10 protein-coding genes are annotated in these 13,327 nt (G+C 73.9%); 7 read left to right on the forward strand and 3 right to left on the reverse strand.

Annotated elements, in window-relative coordinates:
* The first annotated feature begins 73 nt into the window (after positions 1 to 73).
* The 3 genes from OG906_RS29995 to OG906_RS30005 are packed head-to-tail and all read left to right on the forward strand — an operon-like array spanning position 74 to position 4,680.
* On the forward strand, positions 74 to 964 hold the full coding sequence (locus tag OG906_RS29995) for an oxygenase MpaB family protein (protein ID WP_329447220.1): 891 nt from the start codon (positions 74 to 76) through the stop codon (positions 962 to 964).
* Between the two features lie 27 nt (positions 965 to 991).
* Positions 992 to 3,061: a serine/threonine-protein kinase gene (locus OG906_RS30000; RefSeq protein ID WP_329447221.1), complete on the forward strand. Its 2,070-nt coding sequence runs from the start codon at positions 992 to 994 to the stop codon at positions 3,059 to 3,061.
* Complete coding sequence (locus OG906_RS30005) at positions 3,058 to 4,680, forward strand: phytoene desaturase family protein (RefSeq protein ID WP_329447222.1); 1,623 nt, start codon at positions 3,058 to 3,060, stop codon at positions 4,678 to 4,680. Before OG906_RS30000 ends, OG906_RS30005 begins: the two co-directional genes overlap by 4 nt.
* Before the next feature lie 6 nt (positions 4,681 to 4,686).
* Here the strand turns inward: OG906_RS30005 and OG906_RS30010 are convergent, their stop codons facing one another.
* Both OG906_RS30010 and OG906_RS30015 read right to left on the reverse strand, forming a co-directional pair.
* Complete coding sequence (locus tag OG906_RS30010; protein ID WP_267796391.1) at positions 4,687 to 5,133, reverse strand: nitroreductase family deazaflavin-dependent oxidoreductase; 447 nt, start codon at positions 5,131 to 5,133, stop codon at positions 4,687 to 4,689.
* A 74-nt stretch (positions 5,134 to 5,207) separates the two neighbouring features.
* Positions 5,208 to 6,437 (reverse strand): FAD-dependent monooxygenase, encoded by a 1,230-nt coding sequence (locus OG906_RS30015; RefSeq protein ID WP_329447223.1) that lies wholly within the window; start codon positions 6,435 to 6,437, stop codon positions 5,208 to 5,210.
* Positions 6,438 to 6,510: 73 nt separating this feature from the next.
* Here OG906_RS30015 and OG906_RS30020 point away from each other — a divergent pair, with 73 nt between their 5' ends.
* On the forward strand, positions 6,511 to 7,110 hold the full coding sequence (locus OG906_RS30020; RefSeq protein ID WP_329447224.1) for a TetR/AcrR family transcriptional regulator: 600 nt from the start codon (positions 6,511 to 6,513) through the stop codon (positions 7,108 to 7,110).
* Between the two features lie 90 nt (positions 7,111 to 7,200).
* Here the strand turns inward: OG906_RS30020 and OG906_RS30025 are convergent, their stop codons facing one another.
* Positions 7,201 to 9,159: a serine hydrolase domain-containing protein gene (locus OG906_RS30025; protein WP_329447225.1), complete on the reverse strand. Its 1,959-nt coding sequence runs from the start codon at positions 9,157 to 9,159 to the stop codon at positions 7,201 to 7,203.
* Positions 9,160 to 9,305: 146 nt separating this feature from the next.
* On the opposite strand from OG906_RS30025, the gene OG906_RS30030 reads away from it, so the two are divergent.
* The 3 genes from OG906_RS30030 to OG906_RS30040 all read left to right on the forward strand — a co-directional run bounded on the left by OG906_RS30030 (position 9,306) and on the right by OG906_RS30040 (position 13,323).
* The gene (locus OG906_RS30030; RefSeq protein WP_329447226.1) at positions 9,306 to 10,412 is read left to right on the forward strand and encodes an NAD(P)H-dependent flavin oxidoreductase; all 1,107 of its coding nucleotides are present in this window, start codon (positions 9,306 to 9,308) and stop codon (positions 10,410 to 10,412) included.
* A 33-nt stretch (positions 10,413 to 10,445) separates the two neighbouring features.
* On the forward strand, positions 10,446 to 12,002 hold the full coding sequence (locus OG906_RS30035) for an acyl-CoA synthetase (RefSeq protein WP_329447227.1): 1,557 nt from the start codon (positions 10,446 to 10,448) through the stop codon (positions 12,000 to 12,002).
* Positions 12,003 to 12,183: 181 nt separating this feature from the next.
* A complete protein-coding gene (locus OG906_RS30040) occupies positions 12,184 to 13,323 on the forward strand; it encodes a calcium:proton antiporter (protein WP_267796398.1) in 1,140 nt (379 codons plus the stop codon).
* Positions 13,324 to 13,327: the final 4 nt, after the last annotated feature.

Here is a 13,327-nt window from a genome sequence, read left to right on the forward strand (position 1 = left end):
GGCCGCGTCCTATGATGCGGACGGACGTTCCACGAGGAGACTCTCGCGCACGACGAGCGGCGGAGGTGTCGAGATGGCGACGAGCGGCGCACCCGATCCCGGGCTGTACGGCCCCGGATCCGTCACCTGGCAGTGCCACGGGGACCCGATGATGTGGATCGCCGGGGTCCGCGCACTGTACCTCCAGGCCCTGCACCCGCTCGCGGTCCGCGGGGTCATGGAGAACAGCGACTTCCGGCGGGACGCGTGGGGCCGGCTGCTGCGCACCGCCGACTTCGTCGGCACCCTCACCTACGGGACCACCGAGGCCGCGGAGCACGCCGGCGCCCGGGTGCGCGGGATCCACCGGAAACTGTCCGCCACGGACCCCGCCACCGGCGCGCGGGTCCCCGTGGACGACCCGGGGCTGCTGCTGTGGGTGCACTGCGCGCAGATCGACAGCTTCCTGCACGTCCTGCGCCGCTCGGGCCTTCCCCTCACCGCCGACCAGGCCGACCGGTACGTGGACGAGAACCGCGTCAACGCCCGCCTCGTCGGGCTGGACCCCGCCGAGGTCCCCGCCGACACCAGCGCCCTCGCGGCCTACTTCGAACGGATCCGGCCGGAACTCGCGGCCGGCCCCGACGCGCGGGCCGTGGACGACTTCCTGCGGGGCCCGCCCGTCCATCCCCTCCTCGTGCCTGGCCGAAACCTGCTGTGGCGCCCCCTGGCCGGGCTCGCCTACGGATCGCTCCCCGGATACGCGCACCGGCTGTACGGCAGACCCGCCCCGGCCCCACGAGTCGTCACCCGTAACCTGCGTCTCACAGGACGCGTCCTGCGCGGCATTCCCGCAGGTCTGCGTTGGCAACTCCCACCAGGTCACATCTTGAAAGCGATGCGTCGCATGGGCCCCGATACCCGCCCCTCGGCGTACACACTGCGTATGTCAGCGGCCATACTGGACCGGCCGGGGAGGGCGTAGCACGACACACGGGGGCGGCTTCAAGACATGGCGGAGTCCAGACTGATCCAGGGCCGGTACCGGTCGCTCGACCTGATCGGTCGCGGCGGCATGGGCGAGGTCTGGCGGGCCCGGGACGAGTCGCTGGGGCGGCAGGTCGCGGTCAAGTGCCTCAAGCCCCCGGGGCCCGAGCAGGACGGCCACTTCACCCAGGTGCTGCGCGAGCGCTTCCGCCGCGAGGCGCGGGTGGCGGCCTCCCTCCAGCACCGCGGCGTGACGGTCGTCCACGACTTCGGCGACGACAGCGCCGCCGGCGGCCCCCTCTACCTCGTCATGGAACTCCTGGAGGGGCGCAACCTCAGCCAACTGCTGGAGGACAACGAGGCGCGTCCGCTCCCCGTCGACGTGGTCCTCGACGTCGCGGAACAGATGGCCGCGGCCCTCGGCTACACCCACGACCAGGGCGTGGTCCACCGTGACCTGAAGCCCGCCAACATCATGCGCCTCACCGACGGCACGGTGAAGATCTGCGACTTCGGCATCGCCCGCCTCGCCCACGACATCGGCTTCACGGCCAAGCTGACCGGCGGCGGCATGGCCATGGGAACCCCGCACTACATGTCGCCCGAGCAGATCGCGGGCGGCGAGGTCGACCACAGCAGCGACCTCTACTCCCTCGGCTGCGTCCTGTACGAGATCGCCACCGGCGCCCCGCCCTTCGACCTCGGCGACTCCTGGTCCGTGCTGGTCGGACACCGCGACACCCTCCCCGTCCCGCTGCGCGAGCACCGCCCCGAGCTGCCCGAACACTTCGAGCGGCTGGTCCTCGACCTGCTCGCCAAGCGTCCCGAGGACCGGCCCGGCGACGCCCGCCACCTGCACCGCCTGCTCGTCGAGGCCCGGCTGGGCCCCGGTGGGACGGTGGGCGCCCCGGCCCCGCTGCCCGCGTGGGCCGCGGGGATGACCGCCGGGCGCAAGGCCGGCCTCGACGCCCGCCGCGCGAGCGGGGAGTGGGCCGTGCTCACCGGCTCCTGGACGGCGATCCGCGCCGACGGGACCCGGCCGATCGTGCGGCCCGACGCCGCCGCGGACCCGCGGCTCACCGCCGCCTACGGGCTCCCGCGCGCCCCGTCACCCGAGCCGGGCGACCCCGACCACCCCGACGCACTGGCCGCCGGACACACCCGCGCGTTCACCCTCAGCCGCGCCGGCCGGCCCGAGGAGGCGCTCGCCGCGTACGCGACCGTCGCCCGCGGCCGGGCCCGCGCGCTCGGCCCCGACCACCCCGACACCCTCGCCGCCCGCCAGGAGGAGGCGTACGAACTGGGCCGGCTCGGACGTCACCGCGAGGCGTACGAGGTCTACGGCGCGGTGCTCGCCGCCCGGGCCCGCACCATGGGCCCGCGCCACCCCGACACCCTGCGCTGCCGCCACAACCTGGCCTGCGCCATGGGCGCCCTCGGCCGGTACGCGGACGCCCACCGGATCGCCGCCGAGGTCGCCGCCGACCGCGCGGAGGTCCTGGGAGCCGAGCACGCCGACACGCTCCTCACCCGCTACGAGGTCGCCTACGCCCTGGGCCGCCTCGACCGCTGGGAGGACGCGTTGGCCGCGTTCCGGCAGGTCGCCGCGGTACGCGAACGCGTCCTCGGCCGCGACCACCCCGACGCCCTCGCCGCCCGCTACGAGGTCGCCATCGCGCTGGGCCGCACCGGACGCCCCGCGGACGCCGTCGAACTGCTGCGGACCCTGGTCCGCGACCGCACCCGCGCCTACGGGGCGGTCGACCCCGAGACCCTGCGCGCCCGGCACGTCCTCGGCGTCAACCTGGGCCGGCTGGAACGCTGGGACGAGGCGGTGGCCGAGGCCCGCGAGGTGGGCGGGGCGCGCGCGGAGAGCCTCGGCCCCGAGCATCCCGACACGCTGGTGAGCCGGCGGGAACTCGCCGTCGGGCTGGGCCGGCTGGGTCGATGGGACGAGGCGCTGCCCATCTACCGGGAACTCTCCGGCATCCGCGAACGGTCCTTGGGCGACGAACACCCCGACACCGCGCTCGCCCACGCCGACGAGGCACACTGTCTGGAGCGGCTCGGCCAGGTGTGCTACCAAGAACCATGACCACCTCCGCGGGCTTCCGACAGGGCGACGGACAGGGCGACGGGCAGCGCATCGGGCAGGGCCCACGGCGGGCCGTGTACGACGCGGTGATCGTGGGTGGCGGGCACAACGGCCTGGTGGCCGCCGCCTACCTGGCCCGCGCGGGCAAGTCCGTACTGGTCCTGGAACGCCTCGGACACATCGGCGGTGCCGCCGTCTCCACGCGCCCCTTCGCGGGCGTGGACGCCAGACTCTCGCGCTACTCCTACCTCGTCTCCCTGCTTCCGGAGAAGATCGTGCGCGAGCTGGGGCTGCGCTTCGAGGTCCGACGCCGCACGATCTCCTCGTACACACCGGTCGAGCGCGCCGGCCGGCCGGGCGGACTGCTCGTCGGCGGCGGCGAGGCCCGTACCCGGGAGTCCTTCGCGCGGTTGACCGGCTCGGACCGGGAGTACGACAACTGGCGCGCGTTCTACGGGACCACGGCGGAGGTCGCCCGCACGGTGTTCCCGACCCTGACCGAGCCGCTCCCCACCCGGGAGGAACTGCGCGCCCGGGTCGGTGACGACGCCGCGTGGCGGATGCTGTTCGAGGAGCCGTTGGGCGTCGCGGTCGAGCGGAACTTCACCGACGACCTCGTGCGGGGCGTGGTGCTGACCGACGGACTGATCGGTACCTTCGCGGACGCCCACGACCCCTCGCTCGCGCAGAACCGCTGCTTCCTCTACCACGTCATCGGCGGCGGGACCGGCGACTGGGACGTGCCCGTCGGCGGCATGGGCGCGCTCACCGACGCCCTGGCCGAGGCCGCGCTGACGGCCGGCGCCGAGATCGCCACCGGCCACGAGGCCCTGCGGATCGACACCGACGGCGCCGGGTCGGCCGAGGTGAGGTACCGGACCGTGACGTCGGAGGGAGCCGTCGCCGCGGCGACCGTGCTCGTCAACGCCTCGCCGCGGGCGCTGGCGGAACTGCTGGGCCGGCCCCCGGTCGAGGCGCCGGCGGAAGGCGCCCAGCTCAAGGCCAACATGCTGCTGAGCCGGCTGCCCCGGCTGCGCGACGCGTCGGTGGACCCGCGCGAGGCCTTCGGGGGAACCTTCCACATCGCCGAGGGGTACGAGCAGCTCGGCCGGGCCTACGCCGAGGCCGCCACCGGCGAACTGCCCTCCGTACCGCCCTCGGAGATCTACTGCCACTCGCTGACCGATCCCACGATCCTGGGGCGGGACCTCGTGGAGCAGGGTTACCAGACCCTCACCCTCTTCGGCCTGCACACCCCGGCCCGGCTGTTCGAGAAGGACAACCGGGGCACGCGCGAGGTGCTGCTGGCCGGCACCCTCGCGCAACTCGACGCGCACCTGGCCGAGCCGCTCACCGAATGCCTGGCCCTCGACGCGGACGGCCGGCCCTGCATCGAGGCCAAGACCCCGCTCGACCTGGAACGCGAACTGCGCCTGCCCGGCGGTCACATCTTCCACCGCGACCTGTCCTGGCCGTACGAGGATGGCCGCGAGGCGGGGCGGTGGGGCGTGGAGACCGAGTACGCCAACGTGCTGCTGTGCGGGGCGGGCGCGGTGCGCGGCGGTGGGGTCAGCGGGGTCCCCGGCCACAACGCGGCGATGGCCGTGCTGGGACGCTGACCCCCGCTACGGGGCGACGGGCTCGATGACCACGATCGGGATCTCCCGGTCCGTCTTGGCCTGGTACTCGTCGTAGGCGGGCCAGTGCCCGACCATCAGCGGCCAGAACCCGGCGCGTTCCTCGGGCGTCGCGGTGCGCGCGATGCCCTGGACGATCTTCGGGCCGACCTGGATCCGCACCTCGGGGTGGGCGGTCAGGTTCCGGTACCAGAGCGGGTGCGCGGTGTCGCCGCCCTTGGACGCGACGACGAGGTAACGCCCCGCGTCCTCGCCGTAGATGAGCGGCGTGCGCACCGGATCGCCGGAGACCCGGCCGACGGTGGTGAGCAGGAGGGTCTGGGTGCCGTTCCAGAACCGGCCCTCGGCGCCGCGGGAGGCCACGTACTGCTTGACGTGGTCCAGCTGCCAGCCGGGCTTGGGGTCGTTGGGGTGGTCCCAGTCGATGTCGCTCATGGGGGCTGTCCTGCCTTCGGTGTCGAACGGTGATCGAACCTCAACAACGACTGCCAACGGCCCGGGGCACGCTTTTATGCCGCGAACGGGGCACGCGCAGGGGCCGGAAGCTCCGGCAGGGTGAACCCGTCGAACAGGTCGTCCAGCGCCCGCCGGGCCACGCGGGCCGGAGTGGCGCGCACGGCGAGGTCGCGTGCCGCCACCGCGAGCGGGTGGGTGAGCGCGGCGATCCGTCCCGCGCGACGGGCCCGCACCCGAAGGACATCGGTACGGGCGCCGCGGGCCGCGTCGTAGGCGGCGAGGGCGGCCGTGACGTCCGGCCCGTCCAACAGGTGGGCGAGCACCACCGCGTCCTCGATCGCCTGGCAGCCGCCCTGGCCGAGGTTGGGCGTCATGGCGTGCGCGGCGTCGCCGATCCAGACCAGGCGGCCCAGGTGGTGGCGGGGGAGCGGGGCGGCCAGGTCGTACAGGTCGTGCCGGAGCACGGCCGCCGGGTCGATCCGTTCCAGCAGCGCCGGGATCGGGTCGTGCCAGGTGCCAAAGCGGCGCAGGAGTTCCGCGCGGACGTCCGTCGGCCGCCGGCCCTCGGGGACCACGGCGGTGGCGTAGACGTAGACCCGGCCGTCGGCGAGCGGGACCGTGCCGAAGCGCTCGCCGCGCCCCCAGGTCTCGGCCGCCACGGCGTCCGCGACGGGGCGCACGCCGTCGGGCGCCGCCGCCAACACGGTGCGCCACGCGGTTTCCCCGCTGTACCGCAACCCGGGATGGTGCGGGAAGTACCGGCGGCGCAGCGGGCTGTGGATGCCGTCGGCCGCGACGACGAGGTCGGCGGGCAGCTCCGCCCTGCCGGCGGTCCGCACCACGGGGCGTTCGTACCCGACCCGCGCCGCGTTTCCGTCGGGCTGCTCCACGGAGGTGACGGCGGTCCCGTACCGGATCGTGCCGGCGGGGAGGGCGGCGGCCAGGGCCGCCGTGAGGGACCGGCGGTGCACGGCGAGCGGGGGGCGCCCGTACCGGGCCGCCATCGCGGCGGTGTCGGCGCGACTCAGCCAGCTTCCGTCGGGCCGGCGCACGCCCATCGCCGCGGCGACGGTCCGGCCCGCGGCCCGCCCCGCGTCGAAGCCGATGACGTCGAGGGCGCGCAGGGCGTTGGGTGCCAGGACGATCCCGGCGCCGACGGCGGACGGCCCCGGGGCGCGCTCGCAGACCGTCACCCGCCATCCCTTGCGGTGCAGGGCCACCGCCGCGGTCAGCCCGCCGATGCCCGCACCCGCCACGACCACGTGACGCCCGCTGTCCGTCATGGCACACCTCTCCGTACCGAGCCCTCTACAGGTGTAGAGGAATGCCCCCACTCTACAGCTGTAGAGTGAGGCCATGTCCACCCCCGAACGCGCGACCGACCGCAGGACCCTCATCGCCGACACCGCGATCGCCCTCGTCGCCGACGGCGGCCTGCGCGGCCTGACCCACCGCGCCGTCGATGGCGCGGCCGGGCTTCCGGCGGGCAGCACCTCGTACTACTTCCGCACGCGGACCGCGCTGATCGGCGCCTGCTACGCGCGCCTCGCCGAGCTGGACCTCGCCGACTTCGACGGCGGGGCCGCCCCCGCCCTCCCGGGCCGCCCGGACCGGGACACCGTCGCGGCGGCTCTCGCCGCACTGCTGCATCGCTGGCTCACCACCGGCCGCGCACGCCAGCTCGCCCGCTTCGAACTCAGCCTGGAAGCGGCCCGCAACCCGGAGCTGGAGAGCGAGTTCCACCGCGCCGGACTCGGCGCGCGGGCCCGCGCGGCGGGCATCCTCGCGGCGCTCGGGGCGCGCCGGCCCGAGGAGTCCGCGGAACTGCTCGTCGCCTGGACCGACGGGCTGCTGTACGACCGGCTGGTCGGGGCGATGGCCCGCTCCCGACCGGCCCCCGATACCGCCGAACTGACCGCCGTGGCACGCCGGATGATCGACGCGGTACTCGCCTGATCCGCTCGCGCCCCGCCTGCCGGACGGCCCGCCCGGGGCGCGGCGGCGGACCATCCCGGCAGGGCGGCGGCCCGCGCCGGCCCGGCACGGTCAGTCGGTCGAACGCGTCCACCCCTCGGCCTCGATGCGGCCGGCGTCGTCGGGGCGGTCCTCGGCGAAGAGCAGGCGGGCGGGTTCGGCGACCCGGACGACGTCCACGTACACCCCCCGGCCGACGTAGCGGCCGGTCGCCTCGTGGCGCACGCGCAGCCGGACCTCGCGGCCGGCCCAGGCAGTCAAAGGGGCCTCCAGGCGGTGCCAGACACGGCCCGACCACCCGCCGGCGGCGCCCCGGGGCCACTGCTCGGCGGCGCCACCGGTGGACCGCAGGGTGCTGAACGCCACCGGCTCCCAGCTCTGCCCGTCCGCCGAGGCCTCCAGATGGAAGGCGCCCTCGCCGGGCACGGTGTCCCACCACACCGCGCAGCGCAGCCGGGCGGAGGCCGTGGTCGGGGTGAGCGGGGGCAGGGTGAGGGTGCCCGACGCGCCCGGGGTGTTCCCCGAGAACCAGGCCGCGCCGCCGTGCCGGGTACGGACGGGCACGGCGCGGGCGAACCGGTTGCCGACCGCGACCCGGGGCGCGCTCCCGGCCCGCCAGGTCCGCACCGGGTGGACGGAGTTCCCGAGCAGGATCAGGAAGGAGTCGGTGGACGGGTCCAGCACCAGGGACGTGCCGGTGAACCCGGTGTGGCCGGCGGAGTGCGGGGTGGCCATGGCCCCCATGTACCAGTGCTGGTAGAGCTCGAAGCCCAAGCCGTGGTCGTGGCCGGGGAACGCGGTGTTGTAGTCGGTGAACAGCAGTTCCACGGAGGCGGGGCGCAGGATGCGCCGACCCGCGTAGACCCCGCCGTCGAGCAGGGTGCGGGCCAGGACGGCCAGGTCCCAGGCGGTCCCGAAGACGCCCGCGTGACCGGCGACCCCGCCGAGGGCGTACGCGTTCTCGTCGTGGACCTCGCCCCACACCAGCCCCCGGTCCAGCCCCGACCAGGGCGGCCGCTGGATCTCGGTGGCGGCGGTGACGCGGCGCCACGAGAGCGGTGGGTTGTAACGAGTGCGGTGCATCCCGAGCGGAGCGGTGATCTCGTCGTGGAGCAGGACATCCAGAGTGCGACCGGTGATCCGTTCCAGGAGCAGTTGCAGCGCGATGAGGTTCAGGTCGGAGTAGCGGTACACCGTCCCGGGCGTGTCCTGTGGCCGCACCGACCACAGCAGTCGCAGCCGGCCCTCACGCGTGGACTCCTGGTAGAAGGGCGCCCAGGACCGCAGTCCCGAGGTGTGCGTCAACAACTGACGGACCGTGACCAGTTCCTTGCCCCCGCCGGTGAACTCCGGCAGGTACCGGTCCACCGGGGCCTCCAGCTCCAGCCGGCCGCGCTCCATCTGCTGCACGGCCAGCAGCGAGGTGAACAGCTTCGTCAGCGAGGCCAGGTCGAAGACCGTGTCCTCCGCCATCGGGACCCGCTCGGCCGCCGGGTACTCCCTGACCCGGTCGAGGCGCCCGTCGTAGTCCGCGTACCGGACCGCGTCGCCCATGGCCCGGTGCAGCGCCACGGTCCGGCCGCGACCGGCGAGGACCACCGCCCCCGCGTAGTACGGATGTTCGGGGGAGGGGCCCAGGAACCTGCGCGCCTCGTCCGCCACTCCTTCGAGGTGCCTCTCCAGCAGTCCGGCCTGACGGGCGGACCCGTAGCGCAGCCGCAGGCCCTGGAGGGCGCGCCGTTCGACCGGGTTCCCGTGGGCCCCCGCGGCCCCGGGCAGCGCCGCCTGGAGGACGAGCACCCCGCCGAGGGCGAGGAGGCGGGCACCCAGGCGCCGCCGACTCGGCCCGCCGCCCGCACTCGCGCCGCCGCTCCCGCATCCCCTCGCGCCACTGCTCTCGCGCGCGACCCCGCTCGCGCCGCCACCCCCGCCGCTCCCACTCGCGCCCCCGCTCCTGCCGCCGCCCCCGCCCGCGTCGTCCTCCGCGACGCTCGTGCCACCACCGCCGACCGCCCCCGTGGGCTCGTTCATGACCGGTCCTCCTGTCCGCCGTCGCACCCTCACGAAGTATCTGCCCGCCCGCCGCGCACCCCCCGCACGGACCGCCCCGCAAAGAATCTGACACAGCATCAGAAAATCTCTTCCCTCGTCCGCCAGGCTGCGGCATCCTCACGCCCATGGAGACGGAGCTGAGCAGGAAACTGGGAGCCGAGCACGCCATCTTCGGCTTCACGCCCTTCCCGGCGGTGGCCGCGGCCATCACCCGGGCGGGCGGCTTCGGGGTACTCGGCGCGGTCCGCTACACCGCTCCCGACGACCTCAAGCGCGACCTCGACTGGATGCAGGAGCACACCGACGGAAGGCCCTACGGCCTCGACGTGGTCATGCCGGCCAGGAAGGCCGTCGACGGCATCAGCGAGGCCGACATCGAGGCGATGATCCCCGCCGGACACCGGGCCTTCGTCCGCGACACCCTCGCCAAGCACCACGTACCCGAACTCGCCGAAGGCGAGGCCTCCGGCTGGCGCATCACCGGCTGGATGGAACAGGTCGCCCGCAACCAGCTCGACGTCGCCTTCGACTACCCGATCAAACTCCTCGCGAACGCGCTCGGATCCCCGCCGGCCGACGTCATCGAGCGCGCCCACGACCACGGCGTCCTCGTCGCCGCCCTCGCCGGCAGCGCCAAACACGCACGCCGGCACGCCGAAGCGGGCATCGACATCGTCGTCGCCCAGGGCTACGAGGCCGGCGGGCACACCGGCGACATCGCCACCATGGTCCTGGTCCCCGACATCGTCGACGCCGTCGCTCCGCTCCCCGTCCTCGCCGCCGGAGGCATCGGCAGCGGCGAACAGATCGCCGCCGGCCTCGCCCTCGGCGCCCAGGGCGCCTGGCTGGGTTCGCTCTGGCTCACCACGACCGAGGCCGACCTGCACTCCCGCGCCCTCACCGAGAAGTTGCTGGCGGCCGAATCCGGCGACACCGTCCGCTCCCGCGCCCTCACGGGCAAGCCCGCCCGCCAACTGCGCACCGAGTGGACCGACGCCTGGGACGACCCGGACGGCCCCGGAGCACTGCCCATGCCCCTCCAGGGACTCCTCGTCGCCGAGGCCGTGTCCCGCATCCAGAAGTACGAGGTCCAGCCGCTGCTGGGCACGCCCGTCGGCCAGATCGTCGGCCGGATGAACTCGGAACGCAGTGTCCAGGCCGTCTTCGACGACCTCACCCGCGGCTTCGAACGCGCCATCGACCGCATCAACCGCATCGCCGGCCGGGCCTGAGGCGCGCGGCGCCCGAGAGGAGCGAGCAGCAGCATGAGCGACGGACAACCCCCCAACGGCTTCTGGGCCCAGGCGGCCGCCGACCCCGACCGCACGGTCCTGATCACCCCCGAGGGCGAGACGTGGACGGCGGCCCGCCTGCACGCCGACGTCAACCGGCTCGTCCACGGCCTGCGCGCGGCAGGCCTGGAGAAGGGCGACGTCTTCGCCGTCGTCCTCCCCAACGGCGTCGAGTTCTTCACCGCCTACCTCGCGGCCTCCCAGGCCGGTTTCTACCTCGTCCCGGTCAACCACCACCTCGTCGGCCCCGAGATCGCCTGGATCGTCTCCGACTCCGGCGCCAAGGTCCTGATCGCCCACGAGCGCTTCGCCGACGCCGCCACCGCCGCGGCCGACGAGGCGGGCCTGCCCGCGAGCGGGCGCTACGCCGTCGGGACCGTCAAGGGCTTCCGCCCCTACGCGCACCTCCTCGACGGGCAGCCCGGAACGCCCCCGTCGGACCGCACCCTCGGCTGGGTGATGAACTACACCTCCGGCACCACCGGTCGCCCGCGCGGCATCCGCCGGCCGCTGCCCGGAAAGCTCCCGGAGGAGACGTACCTCGGCGGCTTCCTCGGCATCTTCGGCATCCGCCCCTTCGACGACAACGTCCACCTCGTCTGCTCGCCGCTCTACCACACGGCGGTCCTGCAGTTCGCCGGAGCCTCCCTGCACATCGGGCACCCGCTCGTCCTCATGGACAAGTGGACCCCGCGGGAGATGCTGCGGCTCATCGACCACCATGCCTGCACCCACACGCACATGGTCCCCACCCAGTTCCACCGGCTCCTCGCGCTGCCCCAGGAGGTCAAGGACGCGTACGACGTGTCCTCCATGCGGCACGCCATCCACGGCGCCGCCCCCTGCCCCGACCACGTCAAACGGGCGATGATCGACTGGTGGGGCCGGTGCGTGGAGGAGTACTACGCGGCCAGCGAGGGCGGGGGCGCCTTCGCGACGGCCGAGGACTGGCTCAAGAGGCCGGGAACGGTCGGCAAGGCCTGGCCGATCAGCGAACTCGCCATCTTCGACGACGACGCGCGGCGGCTGGCACCCGGCGAACTGGGGACCGTCTACATCAAGATGAACACCGGCGGTTTCAGCTACCACAAGGACGAGGGCAAGACGCGCAAGAACCGCATCGGCGACTTCTTCACGGTCGGAGACCTCGGCCTGATGGACGAGGAGGGCTACCTCTTCCTCCGCGACCGCAAGATCGACATGATCATCTCGGGTGGCGTCAACATCTACCCGGCCGAGATCGAGTCCGCCCTGCTCACGCACCCCGCCGTCGCCGACGCCGCCGCCTTCGGCATCCCGCACGCCGACTGGGGCGAGGAGGTCAAGGCCGTCATCGAACCCGCCGAGGGCTTCGAGGCGGGTGACGCGCTGGCCGCCGAGATCCTCCACCACTGCGAGCGGCAACTGGCCGGCTACAAGCGCCCCAAGAGCGTGGACTTCATCGAGACCATGCCGCGCGACCCCAACGGCAAGCTGTACAAGCGCCGGCTGCGCGACCCGTACTGGGAGGGCCACGCGCGCGCGATGTGAACCGTCCGGGCCGTCCGCCGGACCCCTGGCCGCCGCGAACCGTCCCGGGGCGCCGGCCGTCCGCCGGGGCGGCCGTACGGTTGCTCGCCACGCCCGGGGATTTCGTGAGAAATGCCACGTCAAGGCCCTGAGGGCAGGGGTTGGGCCGCACCGGGCGGACACTTCTGGCAACTTGGCTGATATGAGTACGGCAACGCACAGATCGCCCCTGACCGACTGGACCGTCGTGGTCCCCGTGGTGGCCCTGATCGCCCTCGTCTTCAGTTGGGGACGCGATCTGCCCGGACTCGCCGTGGTGCTCGTCTCCCTCTGCCTCGGCGGCGCCGTGCTCGCGGCGGTCCACCACGCCGAGGTCGTGGCCCACCGGGTGGGCGAACCGTTCGGTTCCCTGGTCCTCGCCGTCGCCGTCACCGTCATCGAAGTGGCGCTGATCGTCACGCTGATGGCCGACGGCGGCCCCAAGACCGCCTCCCTGGCCCGGGACACCGTCTTCGCGGCCGTCATGATCACCTGCAACGGCATCGTCGGCCTGTCCCTCCTCGTCGGAGCACTGCGCAACCGCGTCGCCGTCTTCAACGCCGAGGGCTCCGGCGCGGCCCTCGCCACCGTCGCCACCCTCGCCACCCTCAGCCTCGTGCTGCCCACCTTCACCACCTCGAAGCCGGGACCGGAGTTCTCCACCGCCCAGCTGACCTTCGCGGCCTGTGCCTCACTCGCTCTCTACGGCCTGTTCGTCGCCGTCCAGACGGTCCGTCACCGCGACTACTTCCTGCCCGTGGACACCAAGCGCCGCCGGGCGGAGGCGGCCCAGGCCGCGGCGGCCGCCGCGGCGGGCGAGGAGGACGAGCACGCGGCCCCGCCCACCTCCCGCGCCGCCCTCATCAGCCTCGGTCTGCTCCTCGTCGCCCTCGTCGCCGTCGTCGGGGACGCCAAGGCCGTCTCCCCGACCATCGAGCGCGGGGTCGCCAACGCCGGACTGCCCAACGCCGTCGTCGGTGTGATCATCGCCCTGCTGGTCCTGGCCCCCGAGACCCTGGCCGCCGTCCGCGCCGCCCGCCGCGACCGCGTACAGACCAGCCTCAACCTCGCCTACGGCTCCGCGATCGCCAGCATCGGCCTGACCATCCCGGCCATCGCACTGGCCTCGATCTGGCTCTCCGGGCCGCTGCTGCTCGGCCTCGGCCCGATCCACATGGTGCTGCTCGCCCTCACCGTGGTGGTGAGCGCCCTCACCATCGTGCCCGGCCGGGCCACCCTGCTCCAGGGCGGCGTCCACATCGTGCTGCTCGCCGCGTACCTGTTCCTCGCGGTCAGCCCCTGACCCG

The organism is Streptomyces sp. NBC_01426 (assembly GCF_036231985.1).
GTDB lineage: Bacteria > Actinomycetota > Actinomycetes > Streptomycetales > Streptomycetaceae > Streptomyces.